Consider the following 17,991-nt stretch of genomic DNA (forward strand, 5'->3'; position numbering starts at 1 on the left):
GTCAGGCCAAGTCCTGATGCCGGGAGTCTTTTTCCACGTACATCGACAAGTCGCAGCGGTGCAACCAGGACTCCAGCGTGTCCTGGGGCTGGGCCAGAGCCAATCCGCAACTGGCGGTTACCTCCAGACCATCGCGCAGATGGCCCCAATCGGATTCATTCACCGCTTTGTGAATGCGGGCGACCAAGGCTTGCGCACTGTGGGCATCCACATGGGTGAACACCACCACGAATTCATCCCCGCCCAGGCGCACCGGCACATCGCCCTCCCGCACAAAGCTGCTGAGAATGTGGGCCAAAGCCTTTAGCACCTCATCCCCCACGCGGTGTGAAAAGCGATCGTTCACCTGTTTGAAGTGGTCCACATCTACGAAGGCCATGGCGGGAGTAAGGCCCCTCTCGTGCGCCCGCGCCAGAATGCCGGGCACCATCTGTTCCAGATGACGACGGTTGTAGAGACCTGTCAACGCGTCCTGCAAAGCCAGTTGTTCAAGACGCCGCGCTTCCAGCTCGAGTTGCCTGCTTGCCGCATGAACGGCACGGGCACGTAGCTGCCACTCCACCCGTTCCTCCCGACTGTGCAGACTTTCATTGCGAAGATGGGTCTCTTGCATTTTCAACAGACGCAGCTGGGTTTGCGCGAGTGCATCTTTGGCTTGCGCCGAATAAAGCTGCGCCAATAGCAAGTGAGAGGTGGCACGAAGGTGCTCGTTTTCGGCCCGCAAAGCCAACTGCTGCAAGCGCTGCGCATGAGACTCGGCATTCAGCCAATCCTGCTGCGCCCAAGCGATCTCGGCCCGGAGCCAGATCTCCATCAATCGCACAGAGGGTTGGTCCGTGCCTTTCTCCGCGCTGGCGCACACGGCATCGGCGCGCCGTGCAGCGTCCTCCAGATCGCCGGACCAACAGCTCTCAAATCCGAAGCTCAACTCCAACAACGCTCGGGTTTTCCGGTAGGGGCATTGCAAAGCACGTACGTTGCTGGCCGAAGAAGTGGCGAGCTCAGGCAAGTCTCGGGTCGCTTGCAATCGCTCCAGCGTCAAAAAAGCGCCGTGGTAGTAGCGGTCAAAGAAACAGCGCTGCAACTCTGCCGCACGCAAATGGAAGCGCGGCAAACAGGATTCAGGCCACAACGCCTCAGCCTCCAGAAGCCGGATGGACTGGAACAAGGCTTCAGCTGCCTTGTCGAAACTCTGGCTGTGGGCATATGCCACCCCCAAGTAGTTGCGTGCCAGGGCTTCACCGATCGGATCACGATCTTCGCAAAGTTTAATGGCCAACAAAGCCGCTTCCACGCCTTCGCCGCTATGTCCCATGGTGCTCAGCACATGGGACAAAGTGGTGAGTGCTTCAGCCTCTCCGGTGGCATCGCCCTCGGTTTGGAAAAGGTAGACCGCGCGCTGTGCCGTCTCGCGCGCACGCCGCATGCGGGACATCTGCCGGTCCCCCTGTGCGAGGTAGAGCAAAGCTCTGGCTTGGCCACCCGCATCGCTTCGCCGCTGTGCATGCAACAAGGCGCTTTTGGACAAAGCTTGGCTGTAATCCACATCCCCGCGTTGCAATGCCGCTTGCGCTTGGTGCAGCAAGGTACTGTGCGGAGCTTCGAACGGAGTGGGGGTGGTTGGGGGCATTACAAGGCTGTGAGCAGTCAACCGGACAGCGTAGGTCCGCGAGCCTAGACTGTCATCCCCCGAACGGGTGAAATTTGCAAGTGTTTGCAACCTGCGCGCTAGCGGACTAAAGCCATTGCCTTTACTTGTGCCCACACAGACTGACCGGGCTGCAGCGCCAACTGATCCACGGCGCGCCGGGTCAGACGCGCCCACAAGGGTGTGCCTTGACAGTCCAACCGCACCAGCGCTTGCGCGGGGTGCTGGTCAGATAACACTTCGGATACGGTGCAGGACACCACGTTTTGAATGCTCATATCGGTGGGCATGCGCGTTGCAATGCTGACATCGCGCGCCAGTACCCGCAGGCGCACGGTCTGCCCCACTGCGAGACCCGAATCCGGCAACCAGAAACTGCCACCAGTGAGGCGGACTTTCGTCAAGTGCCATGTTTTGTCATGCCCCTCCACCTGCCCCACGACCAGGCTGGACACATCGCCACCCATGCGAATCAAAGGCTCGGTGAGCGCCAGAACCTCCTGCAGCGGGCCGCAAGCCCGAACCCGGCCCTGCTCCAGCACTACCAAGGTATCGGCCAATCGAACCACTTCGTCCGCTGCGTGAGACACATAGACCATGGGTATCTGCAACTCATCCCGCAAGCGTTCCAGCCACGGCAGTACTTCGAAGCGGCGCGCCTCGTCCAGTGATGCCAAGGGTTCATCCAGCAACAACAGTTGCGGGTTGGTGGCCAGTGCGCGGGCGATGGCCACACGCTGACGTTCGCCACCCGAAAGCTCAGGGGTCCGCCGATGCAGCAGATGCTCCAGCCCGAGCGTACGGACGGCGAACTCCGTCGTCAGCAGGGCGCTGCCCTGGCGCGGCGGTGCGGCCCTGCGGCGTGCAAACTCCAGGTTGCCGGCCACATCGAGATGGGCAAAGAGGCTGGCCTCCTGGAACACATAGCCCAGTGGACGCTTCCAGGTCGGCAGAAAAAGGCCTTGGGCATCGTCTTGCCACGCCTGACCCTGTATGTGGACCCTTGCCTGGCTCGCACGTTCCAGCCCAGCAATACAACGCAACAGCGTAGTCTTGCCCGACCCGGAAGGCCCATAGAGAACACTGATGCCTTGGGCTGGCAGCTGCACATCCACGTCCAGTTCGAAGCCGGGTTTGTGCATCTGCAGCGCGATGCGGTGAGGCATGACGTTCATGTGCGCAACCTGCTCCCGCGCGGATTGAGCCAGCCCAGCAGCAGCAGGACAGCCAAGGAGAACACCACCATGCCGCCGGACAGCCAATGGGCCTGGGTGTATTCCAAAGCCTCCACATGCCCGTAAATTTGCGTGGACACCACGCGGGTGGATTCGGGGATATTGCCACCCAACATCAAGACCACCCCGAACTCCCCGACCGTATGCGCAAAGCTCAATACCGCAGCGGTCAGAAAACCCGGTTTGCACAAGGGCAACACCACATGCCAGAAGGTATCCCACGGTGAGGCACGCAATGTGGCGGCCACTTCCAAGGGACGGTCTCCCAAAGCCTCAAACGCATTCTGCAGAGGCTGCACCGCAAACGGCAGCGAATACAGCACGGAGCCCACAACCAGTCCCGCAAAGGTAAAAGGCAGCAGTCCTACACCCAACCACTGCGTGAACTGTCCCACCCAACCCTGTGGCCCCATGCTGATCAGCAAGTAGAAGCCCAGCACGGTGGGCGGCAACACCAGCGGCAAAGCCACCATGGCCCCCACCAAGCCGCTCCAGCGCGAGCCGGAACGGGCCAACCACCAGGCCAGCGGGGTCGCCAACACCAATAACAGGATTGTCGTGACCGTGGCCAGTTTGAGCGTCAGCCAAATGGCGTGCGCATCGTCCAGCGTAAGTGGAAATTCGGGCATCGCGGAGGCCTATTCGTAGCCGGCGCTTTGCATGACCTTGCGGGCGGCGTCGCTGCGCAAGTAGTCGAGAAATGCGACAGCGGCAGCCTGGCCGACACCTGCCTGCAACAACACCGCATCTTGGCGCAAGGGCTGGTGCAACTCTGCGGGAACGCGCCAGGCCGAACCTTGCTCTATCTGGCCATTGCGCATGACCTGGGACAGCGCAACGAAGCCCAGCGGTGCATTGCCTGTTGCCACAAACTGGTAGGTCTGGGCGATGCTCTCCCCCTGCACAAGGCGGGTTTGCACCGACGGCAGCAGACCCCGTTTTGCAAGCACCTCCATCGCTGCAGCGCCATAAGGCGCCAATTTAGGGTCGGCGATGGCCAAACGCGTGAAAGGGGTGGTCAGTACCTGTCCCTGGTTGTCCACCAAGCCGGTCTGCGCACTCCAAAGCACCAAACGCCCCGTGGCATAGGTGAACTGGCTGGAGGCCAGCGCCCCGCCCTCTTTGACCAATCGCGAAGGCGTTTCATCATCCGCGGAAAGGAGCACATGGAAGGGGGCACCGTTTTTGATTTGTGCGTACAGTTTGCCGGTGGCACCTGGCACCAGCTTGACCTCGTGGCCTGATGCACGCGAGAAATCCGATGCAATCTTCTGCGCCGTGCTGCTGAAATTTGCAGCCACCGCAACCGTCACGGTATCAGCGTATGCGCCCACGCTGCAGGTGCAACACACAGTCGTTAGTGCCATGCGCAGCCAAGCTGAATTCCATTTCATTGCCATGGATAGAGATTAGCATCCGCCAAGCGCATCTTGCGAAGGTGCCGGCATCAAGCCTCTATGGCTCAGGCCCAAAGAAAACGGGGCACCAAGATGCCCCGTTCGATCGCTACTATTTTGATAGCTGTCCGCGCACATCAGATGGGCGCCAGCAGCTTATTTAGCCATTGAATAACCTTCAGACTGCCTTGCTTTGAAAGCGTTTAAGCACGCGTGGCAACACCAACACGGTCAACACGACCAGCAGCAAAAACACCGACATCGGACGCTGCAAGAAGATCATGGCACTGCCCTCACCGATGGACATGGCGTTGCGCAGCTGCGCCTCTGCCAAGGGGCCCAGGATCATGCCCACAATCACCGGCGCGGTCGGGAAACTGAAGCGACGCATCACCAAGCCCAGTACGCCAACGGCATACAGCAAGACCAGGTCAAACGCGCTTTGGCGCATGCCGTAGGTACCCACGGTAGCGAAAATCAGAATGCCGGCATACAACTGGGCCTTGGGCACTTTGAGCAACTTCACCCACAAACCCACCATGGGCAGGTTCAGCACGAGCAACATGACGTTCCCGATGAACAAGGAGGCGATCAGTGCCCATACCAAAGCCGATGAACTGGTGAACAGTTGCGGACCGGGCTGAATCCCGTAGTTCTGGAAAGCACCCAGCAACACAGCCGTGGTGTTGGATACCGGAATACCCAAGGTCAGCAACGGAATCAAGGCGGTGGTCACCGTGGCATTGTTGGCAGCTTCGGGACCAGCAACCCCCTCGATAGCGCCCTTGGTGCCGAACTCAGCCAGGTTGTCACCCTTGGCCAGTTTCTTCTCGGCGGCATAGCTCAGGAAGGTCGGAATTTCTGTTCCACCGGCAGGGATGCAACCGAAGGGTGCACCGATCGCGGCCCCCCGCAACCAGGCCGGAATGGAACGCTTCCAGTCGAGGGCCGTCATAGTGACACGGCTCAACTTGTTTTCCGTCTCAACGACCTTGCCTTCGAACAATACAAAGTGCAACGCCTCCGCCACGGCGAACAGACCCACCGCAACCAGTACGATTTCAATTCCGTCCAGCAACTCCGGCATGTTGCCGGTGTAGCGCGCCTGGCCGGTGATCTGGTCCATGCCGATCAGGCCAATGGCCAAACCGAGGAACAGAGCCGTGAGGCCTCTTAAGGTGCTCTGTCCCAGAACGGCACTCACCGTGGTGAAAGCCAACAACATCAAGCAGAAGTACTCAGGCGGGCCGAGCTTGACCGCATATTCAGCCACCAAGGGCGCGAACAAGGTCACCACGACAGTCGCAATACTGCCGGCCACAAACGAGCCGATCGCAGCAGTTGCCAATGCAGCACCCGCACGCCCGCTCTTGGCCATCTTGTTGCCCTCCATGGCGGTCACCATACTGGAGGTCTCGCCGGGAGTATTCAGCAAAATCGACGTGGTAGAGCCGCCATACATCGCGCCGTAGTAAATACCGGCGAAGAAGATCATGGAGGCCGTCGCTTCAACCTGAGTGGTAATCGGCAACAGCATGGCTACTGCCGTGGCGGGTCCGATGCCAGGCAATACGCCCACTGCGGTACCGAGCGCACAACCTACAAAGGCCCAAAGCAGGTTCACCGGCGTACCCGCCGTCGCAAACCCTTGAAGAAGTTGATTCCAGATTTCCATTAAAGCCATCCACCCTGCGTCAAACCTGGCAAATTGATGGCCAGAAACTTGGTAAACATCCAAAACACCGGCGTCGCGATCAGCAAGCCCACTACGGCGTCGGTCACCCAGGTCCGGTATCCGCCTACGGCCTGCCCTTGTGCCAGGCGCGCGCCTCGCGCGGCAAACACAAAACACAAGGTACAACTGAAGATAAACCCGATGGTGGTGATCAGCGCTGCATTCACGAGCAAGCCGACAGACATCCAGATGAAACCCGGCCAAAAGGCAGGTTGGCTGTCCTCTTCATCGTCCATGTCGAGAAAGCCGCCTCTGCGGACTTCCAGCAACAGGGAGCCCCCACACAAAAACAATGCGATCGAAACAACCCAAGGCAAAAAATCAGGCCCTATACCGGCGTAGCCGGCTTCGGAAGGAATGATCCAAGCGCCTGCCCCCAGCCCGAGGGCCAGGAGCAGAACGCCGAATGCAACGGCAGCTTCCTGCCGCGCTTTCAGCGCTGGGGTCATGACAACATTCCGGACAGGTGCATGATGCCGCGCAAGCTGGCGAAATCGCTATCCACAAAATCGTCGAACGCCTTGCCGGTCAACACGGCCGGCATCCAGCCGTTCTTCTCCAGCGCTTCGGCCCAGCCCTTGCTCTTGGTGACCTTGATGATCATGTCTGTCAATGCAGCGCGTTGCTCAGGAGTGATGCCGGGCGCGCCATACACACCGCGCCAGTTGCCCAGAACCACGTCGTAGCCCTGCTCACGCATGGTCGGTACATTGATGCCGGTCAAACGCTTCTCGGATGTCACGCCAATCGCGCGCATCTTTCCGGCGGTGATGTATTCGGCAAACTCGCTATAGCCGCTGCCACCCACCGACACGTTGCCACCCAAAATGGCTGCTGTTGCTTCGCCGCCGCCACGGAAGGCAACGTAGTTGACTTTCTTGGGGTCCACGTTGACCTTGGTTGCCAGCATGGACGCGCAGATGTGCTCTGTGGATCCGCGGGAACCGCCGCCCCACTTCACGCTGCCGGGGTCTTTTTGCATCTGGGTGACAACGTCCTTCATGGTCTTGAAGGGGGAATCAGCAGGCACCACAAACACGTTGTATTCGCTGGTCAGGCGGGCAATGGGAGTTGCCTTGTCCAGGGAAATCGCTGGTTTGCCGGTAATGATGCCGCCCAACATCACAGCGCCCATCACCATCAGTGCGTTGGGGTCGCCCTTGGCAGAGTTCACAAATTGCGCCAAACCGATCACGCCGGCAGCGCCACCCTTGTTGTCGTACTGCACGGTTTCAGCCAATTTGGCGTCAATCAAGGCTTTGCCCAAGGCGCGGCCTGTACCGTCCCAACCGCCACCTGGGTTGGCTGGAATCATCATTTTCAAGTTGGCACTTGCGCGTGCCGTCATGGGCAAGGCACCGGCTGCGGCCATCACGGCCATGGATTTGAGGAAGGTATCGCGACGCATGGGGAGTCTCCTATGGTTGATTGCAAGCCCTATGATGCGGGCCGTGGCTGTCAATCGGCTGTCCAAAAACCCTAGGGGAAACCCGTAAAACCCGCGCCCCGCTTCGTTCCATGCACCTTCTTTTGATTGAAGACGACCCCGCACTGCACACCACGCTGCAGCGCAGTCTGGTGCGCGCGCAGATGCGGGTAGACGTTTGCAGCGATGGCTCGGTGGCCCTGCAGCGATGGACCGAACTGCAACCGGATGTGGTGGTGCTGGACCTGAGCCTGCCGGGGGTCGATGGTCTCGATGTGCTCAAGCAGGCCCGCCGCAACGGCCTGCGCACGCCGGTGCTCATACTCACCGCGCGCGGCACCGTGGGGGACAAGGTGCTGGGACTGAATGCCGGCGCGGATGACTATCTGCCCAAGCCATTTGACCTCGATGAGCTGGAAGCCCGTGTCCGGGCTTTGCACCGTCGCAACGCTGACAACCCGCCCCCCCAAAGCAGCGACCTGCAGGTGGGTGAACTGCGTCTGGATCGGATCAGTGGCGCCATCTACCACCGGCACCAGGTGATGGACCTCACGCCCAAAGAGCTGGCACTGATGGGCGCGCTCATGTCCCGTCCCGGCCATGCGGTCAGCAAGGAACGCCTGTTTGAAGTGGTATTTCCCGGGCAGGCCGATGTGCAGTTCGAAGCCATCGAAGTCGTGGTCTACCGCCTGCGCAAAAAGTTGACCGCCACCAGGGTGAGCCTGGTTACCTTGCGCGGGCTGGGCTACCTGCTCAAAGCTGAGTGACATGGCAGCCACCGGCACCACACCGTCGCTGCGCAAAAGCCTGTTGCTGGGCATTTTGATCCCCATCCTGCTTTTTGTGGCGGTTGACACCATCAGCCTGTACCGGCAGGCCCTGTCTGCTGTGAACACGGCCTATGACCGGACCCTGCTCGCATCGGCCAAAGCGATTGGTGAGCTGCTCGATATTGAAGGCCACGGGAGTGATGCACGCCTGCGCGCCCAGGTGCCCTACTCGGCACTGGAAGCTTTTGAAGCTGATAACCGCAGCCGAATGAGTTACCGCGTTTCCAACGCCCAGGGGCAATGGGTTGATGGCGAGCAAGACCTGGCCATCTGGACCGGCAAGATACCTTCCCAAGGCCCCTATGCCGCCTTGGTGGACTTTTATGACGACACTTTCCGCGGCGATGATGTGCGGGTGGCCGTGTTGTTGCAGCCGGTTGCCAGCGGGCGGGAACGCACCATGGCCATGGTGCAGGTCGCTGAAACGCTGGAACTGCGCCATACACTCGCACGGCAGATCCTCCTGGACACCTTGCAGCGGCAGCTGATCCTCATCACCGTGATCACGGGCGTCGTACTTTTTATGGTGGACCGGGCAACCCGGCCTGTGCGCCAGTTAAGTGAAGAGCTGGAGCAACGCAGCGAAGACGACCTGACGGCCCTCCCGGCGGCAGAACTCCCGCTCGAAATCCAGCCACTGGCCGTGGCTACCAACCATGTCATGCACAAGCTACAGCACTTGCTGGACCACCAGAAGCGCTTTGTGCGCGACGCTGCCCACCAGCTGCGCACGCCGTTAGCTGTGCTCAAGGTGCAAGTGCAATCCGCCTTGCGGGGGGACGTCCCTGCTCGGCAAGGCTTGGAAGAAATAGAAGCCACTGTCGACCGTGCCACCCAGCTGGCAAATCAGATGTTGTCGCTCGCCAAGGTGGAGCAAGTGCGCCAGCAACAGGACTTCGCCGCCATGGACTGGGCCGAACCTGTGCGGGCCATCGCACTCGACCTTTCCGCCTTGATCGCCGAAAAAAACCTGGACTTTGAACTGGTTACCGAGCCCTGTCCGGTCCGTGCCCATGAGTGGATGCTCCGGGAGATGGCCAGAAATCTGATCCACAACGCGATCCGACTGACCCCGGAGGGAGGCCGTTTGCACATCCACTTGCAGCAGGAAGACGGCCAGGCCGAATTGACCATCTCGGACAGCGGCCCCGGCATTTCCGAGGCATTGCGAATGCGCCTCTTCCAGCCCTTTGCAGCTGGTAGCGCCCATTCGGGGTCGGGATTGGGCCTCACGATCACCCGCGAAATGGTGATTGCATTGGGCGGCACCATCCAGCTCAACAACCGGTATTCCGGTACCGCCTGCACAGGTCTGGATGCTTGTGTACGATTGCCCGTCCACCTGTCCTGAACAACACCTGCATGCAAAGCACCCGGATCGACAAATGGCTGTGGGCGGCCCGCTTTTTCAAAACTCGTTCACTCGCCACGGATGAAGTCAATCTGGGACGGGTGCAATGGGAAGGCCGGGATGTCAAGCCGGCCAAAGAGGTCAAAGCCGGCGACACACTCACCATCTGGCAGGGCAAGGTCAAGCGCACCGTCGAAGTACTGCAAATCAGCGAGCAACGCGGGCCGGCACCGGTGGCGCAGTTGATGTATGCCGAAACCCCGGAAAGCGTTCAACAACGCCTGGCAGCCGCAGAACAACAGCGCCTGAGTCCGGAGCCCGCGCATACGATTGCAGGCGGACGCCCCACCAAACGGGACCGGCGCGCCTTGCAAACCGGTTGGAACGAGCGCTGGAGCGCCTCGCTGGACTGATACCCCTATTGCAGCCGGCTCACTGCAGGCCTGCGCGGGCAGATGGGTGAAAGCGGCGATAATCGGGGGTTACTACTGAGGTACCGTGCATCCTGCAGGAGCGCCGCATCCTCAGGGCCCCGCCTTAGAACGAGTTTTGGAAAGCCCTTCTGCATGACCTCCCTCTCCCCCGTGCCCATCTCCCCCGTTGAAGACATCGTTGCCGACATGCGCGCCGGGCGCATGGTCATTCTGGTGGACGAGGAAGACCGCGAAAACGAGGGCGATCTGGTGTTGGCAGCAGACCATGTCACGCCGGAAGCCATCAACTTCATGGCTAAGTTCGGTCGTGGCCTGATTTGCCTGACTCTCACCCGTGAACGCTGTGAACACTTGAAGCTGCCTCCCATGGCAGCACGCAATGGCACCGTGTACAGCACCGCCTTCACGGTATCTATTGAGGCCGCGGAAGGCGTGACCACCGGCATCTCGGCAGCCGACCGCGCCAAGACCGTGCAGGCAGCCGTAGCCAAAAACGCAGTAGCTACGGACCTGGTGCAACCCGGTCACATTTTCCCCCTACAAGCGGTGGACGGCGGTGTACTCATGCGCGCCGGCCACACCGAAGCAGGCTGCGATCTGTCCGCCATGGCCGGCTGCAGCCCTGCAGCGGTGATCTGCGAGATCATGAAAGACGACGGCACCATGGCCCGCCTGCCCGACTTGCAGCTGTTCGCTGCAGAGCACGGCCTGAAGATCGGCACGATTGCGGATCTGATTCAGCACCGCAGCCAAATGGAGTCGCTGATCGAACAGGTGGGTACACGCCCCTTGAAAACCGCTTATGGCGAGTTCACTGCCCATGCTTTCAAAGACAGCACCGGCCAGGGCGTTCATTTGGCCTTGGTCAAAGGCGAGTGGACCGCTGAGACCGTGGTGCCGGCCCGCGTTCACGAGCCCCTCTCAGTTCTGGACGCTTTGGAGGTCAACCGCAGCATGCACTCTTGGAGCCTGGATGCGGCACTGGCCCATATTGCCCAAGAAGGCAAAGGTGTCGTGGTCTTGCTCAACTGCGGCGAAAGCGGTGCTCAGCTTCTGGACCAGTTTGAGGGCACGGCACGCGCATCCCAGGCACCCGAACGCGGTCGCATGGATCTGCGCACCTACGGTATTGGCGCGCAGATCCTACTCAAGTGCGGTGTGCAAAAAATGCAATTGATGGGCAGCCCCCGTCGCATGCCAAGCATGACCGGCTACGGCCTGGAAATCACCGGCTACATCAGCAAATAATTCGAATCAAGGAACCACCCATGTTTGGCGCAGACAAAGGCACCGCAGCCTCCGACCGTTTGAACGGCAAAAAACTCAACATCGGCATCGTGCAGGCCCGCTTCAATGCGGACATCACCGATGCGCTGGCCAAGGCCTGCAAGACCGAACTGCTGGCCTTGGGGGTGTCTGACAAAGACATCGACCACGTCACCGTACCCGGCGCGCTGGAAGTGCCTGTGGCCTTGCAAGCCATGGCGGAAAAAGGCAAGTACGACGCATTGATCGCACTGGGTTGCATCATCCGCGGCGAGACCTACCACTTCGAACTGGTGGCTAATGAATCCGGCGCCGGTGTGACCCGCATTTCGCTGGACTACCAGTTGCCCGTGGCTAACGCCATCCTGACCACCGAAAACATGGAACAGGCCATTGCCCGCCAGACCGAAAAAGGCCGCGATGCGGCACAAGTCGCTGTCGAAATGGCCAATCTGCTGGAGAGCATCTGATGAGTGATACCCCTAGCAACTCTGCGGCCAAGCGCCCCCCCCGTCAGAGCCGCACCGGCCTGACCGCCACCGGCGCACGCAAGGCCGCCAGCAAGTCCAATCGCACCCGCGCGCGCGAATTTGCGTTGCAAGGTCTTTACCAGAGCCTGGTAGGGCGGAACGCGGTAGACGACATTGATCCCTTCACCCGAGATCTCGCCGGCTTCAGCAAGGCAGACGCCGTTCACTTTGACGCTCTGTTGCATGGCTGTGTAGCTGAAGCAGAAGCCCTGGATGCCCTCATCACCCCGGCGCTTGATCGCCCCATGAGCGAGATTTCGCCCATCGAGCACGCGATCATGTGGATCGGTGCCTACGAGATGAAGCACTGCCTGGACGTGCCATGGCGCGTGGTGCTGAACGAATGCATAGAACTTGCCAAAGAGTTCGGCGGCACAGACGGCCACAAATACGTCAACGGCGTGTTGAACGGCATTGCACCGCAGCTGCGCGCTATCGAAATTGAAGCTGAACGTAACAAGAAACCAGCCTGATCCGCAGAACTGCCCGCATGCACATTTCCTCACGCGCACAGAACATTGAGCCGTTTTATGTGATGGAGGTTGCCAAGGCAGCTTCTGCCCTGGCCGCACAAGTGGCGCACACCGATGCGCCCTTGGTGTTTCTGAATATCGGTGAACCGGACTTCACCGCGCCGCCAATGGTGCAGGCCGCTGCGGAAAAGGCCATACGGGATGGCGTCACCCAATACACCGCAGCCACCGGCCTGCCCGCATTGCGCGAGCGCATCAGCGCTTGGTACGGGAGTCGCTTTGGGGTAGACATTGCGGCAGACCGCATTGTGGTAACCGCCGGAGCCTCAGCCGCCTTGCACCTCGCTTGCCTGGCGCTGATCGAGCCAGGCGATGAAGTGCTCATGCCGGACCCCAGCTACCCCTGCAACCGCCACTTCGTGAGCGCTGCAGAGGGCAAGGCCGTGTTGCTGGAAACCAGCGCACAAGAACGCTTTCAGCTCAGCGCCGCCAAAGTAGAGAACGCATGGGGTCCGCGTACCCGTGGCGTGTTGCTGGCTTCCCCCTCTAACCCCACCGGCACGTCCATCCACCTGGACGAGTTGCGTAGCATCCATGCCGTGGTGCGGGCCAAAGGCGGCATTACGCTGATCGACGAGATTTACCTGGCCCTCAGCCACGACGACCAGTTCGGGCACACCGCGCTGTCGATTGATGACCAGATCATCAGCATCAACAGCTTCAGCAAGTACTTCAACATGACCGGCTGGCGCCTGGGCTGGATGGTGGTGCCCCCCTCGCTGGTGCTCGTGATCGAACGCCTGGCCCAGAACCTCTTCATCTGCCCCAGCACGATTGCGCAGCATGCAGCACTCGCCTGCTTCGAACCCGAAAGTATTGCGCTTTACGAGGCCCGCCGCGCTGAATTCAAGGCCCGGCGGGATTACTTCATCCCTGCCCTGCGCGAGCTGGGTTTTGGCGTGCCGGTGGAGCCGGATGGCGCGTTTTACGTGTGGGCCGATTGTTCGGAACTTTGTGCCAAACTGGGGCTCAAGAGCAGCTGGGAGTTCGCGTTTGAAGTGATGAACCGCGCCCATGTAGCGATTACTCCCGGGCGCGATTTCGGCACAGCACAAACGGCACAGTTTGTGCATTTCTCCACCGCAAGCTCCATGAAACAATTGGAAACAGCCGTGCAGCGTTTGCGTGCGATGCTGTCAACCGTTTAGCAAAAACACCATGAATCAAGACCTTTCCATCCTGCACCTGGTTCTGAACGCAAGCATCGTGGTGCAAGCCGTGATGGCGCTACTGATGATGGTCTCCATTGCCAGCTGGGCTGCCATCTTCCGCAAATTGTTTTCGCTCAAACGGGTCAAAACCCAGAACGAGGCCTTTGAGCGCGAGTTCTGGTCCGGCTCCAGCCTGAACGACCTGTTCAACGCCGCCAGCCGCAATGCCCAAACCTGTGGACCGATGGAACGCATTTTTGCCAGCGGCATGCGCGAATTCCAGAAGCTGCGTGAGCGCCGTGTGAGCGATGTAGGCACCTTGATGGACGGCGCCCGCCGCGCCATGCGTGCCAGCTTCCAGCGCGAAATGGACGAGGTGGAGAGCAATCTGTCTTTCCTGGCATCGGTCGGTTCTGTGTCGCCCTATGTGGGCTTGTTCGGCACTGTGTGGGGCATCATGCACGCCTTCACCGGATTGGCGTCTTTGCAGCAAGTGACGTTGTCTACCGTGGCCCCCGGCATCGCTGAAGCGCTGGTGGCAACGGCCATCGGCCTGTTTGCCGCCATTCCTGCAGTCGTGGCCTACAACCGGTTTGCGCGCGATCTGGACCGCATCGCCATTCAGCAGGAAACCTTCATCGAAGAGTTCTCCAACATCCTGCAGCGCAACGTCAGTGCCCAACCCGCACCCGCGGCCCGCTAAGCAGACCGAGGAAGCAACATGCCAGCAGTCGCAGGTCGTGGACGGGGTCGTCGCACCATCAATGAGATCAATATGGTGCCTTTCATCGATGTGATGTTGGTGCTGCTGATCATCTTCATGGTGACCGCCCCGCTGATCACTCCGAGCATGATCGACCTGCCCAGCGTAGGCAAAGCTGCACGCCAGCCCGATCAGATCATCCAGGTGGTGTTGACCAAGACCGAGGCACTCGAGGTCAAGGTCAAAGAGCAAACCTCCACGGTGCTACTCAAAGACCTGGCTGCCACCGTGAAGCAGGCGCAAGGCGCCAAAGACAGTGTGGCGGCCGCCAGCTCTGCCGTGGTCATCAGCGCAGACAAGAACGTGAAATACGAAAGCGTGGTTAAGGTCATGGACACCTTGCAGCGCGCCGGTATCCAACGTGTGGGCCTGTCGGTCCAGTTGGCGAACTGATCAGCCACCTGACTTCCGGATATGCCCGCCGCAGACACCCGCCAGGAATTCGCACCGCCGCACACGCCGGGTATGTTGCGTGCCTTGGTGTTGGCACTGCTTGCCCATGCAGCGCTGGTGGCGGTGTTGGCCATCGGTGTGGCCTGGAAGCGGGAGCTCCCCCCTGCCACTGTAGAAGCTGAATTGTGGTCCACCATTCCCCAGGAGGCCGCGCCTCCGCCGTTGGAAGAAACACCACCCGAGCCTGAAACTGCGCCCCAGCCCGAAGTCAAGCCCCTGCCTGGGCCGCCCGCACCGCCACCACCCGTGGTCAAGCAAGCAGTGCCTGAGGCCCCGAGCAAAGCCGACATCGCTTTAGCCAAGGAAAAAGAGCGCCAGCTTGAAGAGCGAAAAGCCAAAGAGCTGCAGGCCAAGCAGGAACTGGAGCGCAAGGCACTGGAAAAGCGCCAGCTGGAACAGGCCGCCAAAGAAAAGCTCGACAAAGAGCGCGCCGCGCAAGCCAAGCTGAAGGAACAGCAGGAAAGAGACAAACTCGCCAAGGACAAAGCCGCGCGCGAAGCCAAAGAGAAGGCGGACAAGGCTGAGAAAGCCAAGAAGGCGGAAGCTGCGGACAAAGCCAAAGCGGCCGAAGCCGCCAAGCAAAAGGCCGAGAAGGCCGCCAAAGAGGAAGCCAAACGTGCAGAGCAGGAGCGCCAGCAGCAGCTCAACCGTCTGACCGGCTTGGCCGGCGCAGCAGGCAGCGGATCGGCTAACTCTACTGGCACCGCAGCCAAGAGCTCGGGGCCGGGAGCGAGTTACAGCGGCCGTATTCAATCTGCAGTGAAGCCCAACATTACGTTCACCGACACCATCGTCGGGAACCCGAAAACCGAGATTGAAGTCACGCTCGCTTCCAACGGCGAAATTTTGAGCAAGCGGATTACCAAGCGCAGTGGCAACAAAGCATGGGATGACGCGGCTGAAAACGCCATCGACAAGACCCGCAAGCTTCCGTTGGATGACGGCAAGGTCTGGTCGCCGATGATCATCGTCATTTCGCCCCAGACCTTGGTCGGGCAATAAGCCCCAAGATCGCTATAAATTTTATAGCTGCTCACGCATATTCCACATGAGCCAGAGGCACTTTTCACTGATACCCCAAAGGGGATCAGTGTTTTGTCCGGCGATAGAAAGTAACTGGCTTCTCAGCCGGGGTGGCCGGCGTTGCGGGCCCGCATCCACTGCAGCCGCCTCCGCACCCAGAACTGGAAGAATTGGTCTGCAACCAACGACGTGCGCCCGCCGGCAAGGGCAAACGCAGCATCAGCAAAGACCACCGGCTACGCCACCCTGCAGGCAACAAGGTCCGCAGTGCATGGACAAATGCCACGATCACCACCAGCGCCACCACCAGGTTTTGCCACAGCATGACCTCAGGCTCCCAACCACAACGTGGTGCGGTAGGTCGCAAAGGCTGCGGCATAAGCCAACCCAAACAGATACGCCGCCATCAGCAGCGGGTAGCGTAAGGAGTTGGTCTCACGGCGCACCACAGTCAACGTCGACAAACACTGAGGCGCGAACACAAACCAAGCCAGCAGCGAGTAGGCCGTAGCCAGTGACCACCCTTGCGCGATCACCGGCGAGAGCGCATCCGCCATCGCGTTGTCAGCAGCTGAGAGCGAATACACCGTACCCAAAGCACCCACGGCCACTTCTCGCGCCGCCATGCCGGGTACCAGCGCAATCGAAATCTGCCAGTTGAAGCCCAAGGGGGAAAACACATGCTGCAAGGCTTGACCCATCATGCCGGCCGCGCTGTACAAAATGGCGGGCCCCTGCGCTTCGGTCCAGCCTGCGGGAGGTGCCGGATAGGTGGAGAGGAACCAGAGCAAGACCATCAGCGCAAAGATGATGCCGCCCACTCGGCGCATGAATATACGTGCCCGCTCCCACAAGCCCAAGCCCAGGTTGCGCACACTGGGCACGCGATAGGGCGGCAATTCCAGCATCAAGGGTTGGTAGCTACTCTTCATCCACACCCGCTTGAAAACCCAGGCCACCGCCATGGCCGAGAGCACACCGGCGACATACAGGCCGAACAGGGTCAGGCCCCGCAGGTCAAACCAGCCCACCGTGCGCTCCGGCACAAAGGCGCCAATCAGCAGTGCGTACACCGGCAGACGGGCCGAGCAAGTCATCAAGGGCGCCACCATGATGGTGGCCAGCCGGTCTTTCCAGTTGGCAATGGTACGGGTGGCCATGATGCCGGGGATTGCACACGCGAAGCTGGAAAGCAAAGGAATGAAGGCCCGCCCGGAAAGGCCGACCTTGCCCATGACGTTGTCCAGCAAAAAGGCGGCCCGAGGCAGGTAGCCAGAGTCTTCCAGCATAAGGATGAAGAAAAACAAAATCAGAATCTGCGGCAGGAACACCAGCACACCGCCTACGCCGGCAATCACACCGTCCACCAGCAGGCTGCGCAAAGGCCCCTCCGGCATTTGTGCCAAGGTCCACTCCCCTGCCACCGCCATCAGTTCCTTGATCGCGTCCATGGGGTAAGCGGCCCAGCTGAACACGGCCTGGAAGATCAAAAAAAGCACTGTTGCCAGAACCATTAATCCCCAGACCGGATGCATGACCACTGCATCCAAGCGGTGCTGAAAGCGACCTCGGCTCTCGTTACCGCTGAGCACCGCGGCCAGAATGCGACGCACGTCCCGTTGCAGCGCCTCCGGCGAGGCTGGCGCAGGCATCCCCAGAGACGGCCGCTGGGTGGACAGATAGGCCTCGAAGCGGGCCTCGAGCAGCTCCACCAATTGCAGATGACCTTTTTGCTGCACTGCGATGGTTTCCACCACCGGGCAACCCAACTCCAGCTCTAGGCGCTGCAAGTCCAGCTTGAGTCCTTGGGCTCGGGCGACGTCGGCCATATTGACAGCGACAACCACCGGGCGGCCCATGCGCAATAGCTCTAGCACCAGGCGAAGGTTCATGCGCAGGTTGGTGGCATCGACCACCGCCACGATCACGTCGGGAGCAGCTTCGCCGGGGCGGCGGCCTTCAATCACCTGCAAGGTCACTTCTTCATCGGGAGTGGCGGGGCTTAGGCTGTAGGCACCCGGCAGGTCGACAACAGACAGGGTTTGGCCATTTTTCAAGCGCAGGCTGCCCACCTTGCGCTCCACCGTGACACCGGCGTAGTTGGCCACTTTCTGTCGGGCACCGGTCATCAGGTTGAACAAGGCGGTTTTGCCGCAATTCGGGTTGCCGACCAGGGCAATGGTTTTGTAGGTGATAGCGCTCATGGGGTCAGTTCG

General features: G+C 60.4%; 19 protein-coding genes. 10 read left to right on the plus strand and 9 right to left on the minus strand.

Annotated elements, in window-relative coordinates:
- Position 1: 1 nt before the first annotated feature.
- The 7 genes from ACOAP0_RS02170 to ACOAP0_RS02200 form a co-directional block, all read right to left on the minus strand.
- The gene (locus ACOAP0_RS02170; RefSeq protein ID WP_498375786.1) at positions 2 to 1,630 is read right to left on the minus strand and encodes a GGDEF domain-containing protein; all 1,629 of its coding nucleotides are present in this window, start codon (positions 1,628 to 1,630) and stop codon (positions 2 to 4) included.
- Between the two features lie 98 nt (positions 1,631 to 1,728).
- Positions 1,729 to 2,823, minus strand: coding sequence for a molybdenum ABC transporter ATP-binding protein (modC, locus tag ACOAP0_RS02175; RefSeq protein WP_498375785.1), 1,095 nt, complete (start codon positions 2,821 to 2,823; stop codon positions 1,729 to 1,731).
- Positions 2,820 to 3,512, minus strand: coding sequence for a molybdate ABC transporter permease subunit (gene modB, locus ACOAP0_RS02180; RefSeq protein ID WP_498375784.1), 693 nt, complete (start codon positions 3,510 to 3,512; stop codon positions 2,820 to 2,822). The genes modC and modB overlap by 4 nt, the downstream gene beginning before the upstream one ends.
- A 9-nt stretch (positions 3,513 to 3,521) precedes the next feature.
- Positions 3,522 to 4,250, minus strand: a complete 729-nt coding sequence (gene modA, locus ACOAP0_RS02185; protein ID WP_498375783.1) for a molybdate ABC transporter substrate-binding protein — start codon at positions 4,248 to 4,250, stop codon at positions 3,522 to 3,524.
- Positions 4,251 to 4,458: 208 nt separating this feature from the next.
- Positions 4,459 to 5,955, minus strand: a complete 1,497-nt coding sequence (locus ACOAP0_RS02190; protein ID WP_087494280.1) for a tripartite tricarboxylate transporter permease — start codon at positions 5,953 to 5,955, stop codon at positions 4,459 to 4,461.
- Positions 5,955 to 6,464: a tripartite tricarboxylate transporter TctB family protein gene (locus tag ACOAP0_RS02195; protein WP_087494281.1), complete on the minus strand. Its 510-nt coding sequence runs from the start codon at positions 6,462 to 6,464 to the stop codon at positions 5,955 to 5,957. The genes ACOAP0_RS02190 and ACOAP0_RS02195 overlap by 1 nt, the downstream gene beginning before the upstream one ends.
- A complete protein-coding gene (locus ACOAP0_RS02200) occupies positions 6,461 to 7,423 on the minus strand; it encodes a Bug family tripartite tricarboxylate transporter substrate binding protein (RefSeq protein ID WP_087494282.1) in 963 nt (320 codons plus the stop codon). The genes ACOAP0_RS02195 and ACOAP0_RS02200 overlap by 4 nt, the downstream gene beginning before the upstream one ends.
- A 110-nt stretch (positions 7,424 to 7,533) precedes the next feature.
- On the opposite strand from ACOAP0_RS02200, the gene ACOAP0_RS02205 reads away from it, so the two are divergent.
- From ACOAP0_RS02205 to tolA, 10 genes are all read left to right on the plus strand, one after another.
- Complete coding sequence (locus ACOAP0_RS02205) at positions 7,534 to 8,208, plus strand: response regulator transcription factor (protein WP_498375782.1); 675 nt, start codon at positions 7,534 to 7,536, stop codon at positions 8,206 to 8,208.
- Between the two features lies 1 nt (position 8,209).
- Entirely contained in the window at positions 8,210 to 9,622 is a 1,413-nt protein-coding gene (locus tag ACOAP0_RS02210; RefSeq protein ID WP_498375781.1) for a sensor histidine kinase, read from the plus strand.
- Positions 9,623 to 9,633: 11 nt separating this feature from the next.
- Positions 9,634 to 10,035, plus strand: coding sequence for an RNA-binding S4 domain-containing protein (locus ACOAP0_RS02215; RefSeq protein WP_498375780.1), 402 nt, complete (start codon positions 9,634 to 9,636; stop codon positions 10,033 to 10,035).
- A gap of 153 nt (positions 10,036 to 10,188) precedes the next feature.
- Positions 10,189 to 11,304 carry a bifunctional 3,4-dihydroxy-2-butanone-4-phosphate synthase/GTP cyclohydrolase II gene (ribBA, locus tag ACOAP0_RS02220; protein ID WP_087494286.1) on the plus strand — a complete coding sequence of 372 codons (1,116 nt, stop codon included), beginning with the start codon at positions 10,189 to 10,191 and terminating at the stop codon, positions 11,302 to 11,304.
- 20 nt (positions 11,305 to 11,324) lie between these two features.
- Positions 11,325 to 11,792, plus strand: coding sequence for a 6,7-dimethyl-8-ribityllumazine synthase (gene ribH, locus ACOAP0_RS02225; RefSeq protein ID WP_087494287.1), 468 nt, complete (start codon positions 11,325 to 11,327; stop codon positions 11,790 to 11,792).
- Positions 11,792 to 12,325 carry a transcription antitermination factor NusB gene (nusB, locus tag ACOAP0_RS02230; protein ID WP_498375778.1) on the plus strand — a complete coding sequence of 178 codons (534 nt, stop codon included), beginning with the start codon at positions 11,792 to 11,794 and terminating at the stop codon, positions 12,323 to 12,325. Before ribH ends, nusB begins: the two co-directional genes overlap by 1 nt.
- A 17-nt stretch (positions 12,326 to 12,342) precedes the next feature.
- Positions 12,343 to 13,533 carry a pyridoxal phosphate-dependent aminotransferase gene (locus ACOAP0_RS02235; protein WP_498375777.1) on the plus strand — a complete coding sequence of 397 codons (1,191 nt, stop codon included), beginning with the start codon at positions 12,343 to 12,345 and terminating at the stop codon, positions 13,531 to 13,533.
- A 10-nt stretch (positions 13,534 to 13,543) separates the two neighbouring features.
- Positions 13,544 to 14,239, plus strand: a complete 696-nt coding sequence (gene tolQ / locus ACOAP0_RS02240; protein WP_498375776.1) for a protein TolQ — start codon at positions 13,544 to 13,546, stop codon at positions 14,237 to 14,239.
- Positions 14,240 to 14,257: 18 nt separating this feature from the next.
- Positions 14,258 to 14,692, plus strand: a complete 435-nt coding sequence (locus tag ACOAP0_RS02245; RefSeq protein WP_498375775.1) for a biopolymer transporter ExbD — start codon at positions 14,258 to 14,260, stop codon at positions 14,690 to 14,692.
- Between the two features lie 21 nt (positions 14,693 to 14,713).
- Positions 14,714 to 15,754 (plus strand): cell envelope integrity protein TolA, encoded by a 1,041-nt coding sequence (tolA, locus tag ACOAP0_RS02250; RefSeq protein WP_498375774.1) that lies wholly within the window; start codon positions 14,714 to 14,716, stop codon positions 15,752 to 15,754.
- Between the two features lie 85 nt (positions 15,755 to 15,839).
- Here tolA and ACOAP0_RS02255 read toward each other — a convergent pair whose 3' ends face one another.
- Together ACOAP0_RS02255 and feoB are read right to left on the minus strand one after the other, a co-directional pair.
- A complete protein-coding gene (locus tag ACOAP0_RS02255) occupies positions 15,840 to 16,100 on the minus strand; it encodes a DUF6587 family protein (RefSeq protein ID WP_498375771.1) in 261 nt (86 codons plus the stop codon).
- 4 nt (positions 16,101 to 16,104) lie between these two features.
- Positions 16,105 to 17,979, minus strand: coding sequence for a ferrous iron transporter B (gene feoB / locus ACOAP0_RS02260; protein WP_498375770.1), 1,875 nt, complete (start codon positions 17,977 to 17,979; stop codon positions 16,105 to 16,107).
- Positions 17,980 to 17,991 lie beyond the last annotated feature (12 nt).

It is taken from the genome of Curvibacter sp. Hmag1.1, assembly GCF_059769165.1.

Bases quoted from the DNA above. Each gene is read 5' to 3' on its own strand.
- ACOAP0_RS02245 (WP_498375775.1), top strand. From the start codon at position 14,258: ATGCCAGCAGTCGCAGGTCGTGGACGGGGTCGTCGCACCATCAATGAG.
- ACOAP0_RS02195 (WP_087494281.1), bottom strand. From the start codon at position 6,464: ATGACCCCAGCGCTGAAAGCGCGGCAGGAAGCTGCCGTTGCATTCGGC.
- ACOAP0_RS02190 (WP_087494280.1), bottom strand. From the start codon at position 5,955: ATGGAAATCTGGAATCAACTTCTTCAAGGGTTTGCGACGGCGGGTACG.
- ACOAP0_RS02200 (WP_087494282.1), bottom strand. From the start codon at position 7,423: ATGCGTCGCGATACCTTCCTCAAATCCATGGCCGTGATGGCCGCAGCC.
- modA (WP_498375783.1), bottom strand. From the start codon at position 4,250: ATGGCACTAACGACTGTGTGTTGCACCTGCAGCGTGGGCGCATACGCT.
- ribH (WP_087494287.1), top strand. From the start codon at position 11,325: ATGTTTGGCGCAGACAAAGGCACCGCAGCCTCCGACCGTTTGAACGGC.
- ACOAP0_RS02210 (WP_498375781.1), top strand. From the start codon at position 8,210: ATGGCAGCCACCGGCACCACACCGTCGCTGCGCAAAAGCCTGTTGCTG.
- feoB (WP_498375770.1), bottom strand. From the start codon at position 17,979: ATGAGCGCTATCACCTACAAAACCATTGCCCTGGTCGGCAACCCGAAT.
- ACOAP0_RS02205 (WP_498375782.1), top strand. From the start codon at position 7,534: ATGCACCTTCTTTTGATTGAAGACGACCCCGCACTGCACACCACGCTG.
- ACOAP0_RS02235 (WP_498375777.1), top strand. From the start codon at position 12,343: ATGCACATTTCCTCACGCGCACAGAACATTGAGCCGTTTTATGTGATG.
- ACOAP0_RS02170 (WP_498375786.1), bottom strand. From the start codon at position 1,630: ATGCCCCCAACCACCCCCACTCCGTTCGAAGCTCCGCACAGTACCTTG.
- ACOAP0_RS02215 (WP_498375780.1), top strand. From the start codon at position 9,634: ATGCAAAGCACCCGGATCGACAAATGGCTGTGGGCGGCCCGCTTTTTC.
- ACOAP0_RS02255 (WP_498375771.1), bottom strand. From the start codon at position 16,100: ATGCTGTGGCAAAACCTGGTGGTGGCGCTGGTGGTGATCGTGGCATTT.
- modC (WP_498375785.1), bottom strand. From the start codon at position 2,823: ATGAACGTCATGCCTCACCGCATCGCGCTGCAGATGCACAAACCCGGC.
- nusB (WP_498375778.1), top strand. From the start codon at position 11,792: ATGAGTGATACCCCTAGCAACTCTGCGGCCAAGCGCCCCCCCCGTCAG.
- tolA (WP_498375774.1), top strand. From the start codon at position 14,714: ATGCCCGCCGCAGACACCCGCCAGGAATTCGCACCGCCGCACACGCCG.
- modB (WP_498375784.1), bottom strand. From the start codon at position 3,512: ATGCCCGAATTTCCACTTACGCTGGACGATGCGCACGCCATTTGGCTG.
- ribBA (WP_087494286.1), top strand. From the start codon at position 10,189: ATGACCTCCCTCTCCCCCGTGCCCATCTCCCCCGTTGAAGACATCGTT.
- tolQ (WP_498375776.1), top strand. From the start codon at position 13,544: ATGAATCAAGACCTTTCCATCCTGCACCTGGTTCTGAACGCAAGCATC.